This is a genomic window from Mesorhizobium sp. M8A.F.Ca.ET.208.01.1.1 (assembly GCF_004791315.1).
Lineage (GTDB): Bacteria > Pseudomonadota > Alphaproteobacteria > Rhizobiales > Rhizobiaceae > Mesorhizobium.
The window spans coordinates 1-300 of record NZ_SRUT01000313.1; the positions used below are offsets into that span (position 1 = coordinate 1).

At 65.3% G+C, this 300-nt stretch carries 1 pseudogene; it reads left to right on the forward strand.

The window, feature by feature from the left end:
- Window positions 1-68 precede the first annotated feature (68 nt).
- A pseudogene (locus tag EN851_RS37595) lies at window positions 69-300 on the forward strand (adenylate cyclase); the annotation flags it as partial.

Consider the following 300-nt stretch of genomic DNA (forward strand, 5'->3'; position numbering starts at 1 on the left):
TTCTCGTGAAGGCAAGGTCAAGCTGCGTTTCCGTTCAATATCGGCGGAGACTGGGAGAGATGGATACCATGCGCGTGGCGCGTCTGGACGTTGGCAGGACATGGACGCGGGGCGGCCCGCGTGCAGGCGCTTGGCTGAGCAGTGCGATGACCACGCAGCGCCACCTCGCAGCGATCCTGGCTTGCGACGTGGTCGGCTATTCGCGCCTGATGGAGCGCGACGAGCGTGGCACGCTCGAGCGGCTCAAGACCTACCGCAAGGATCTCCTCGAACCGCTGGTCTCCGAGCACCACGGTCGGG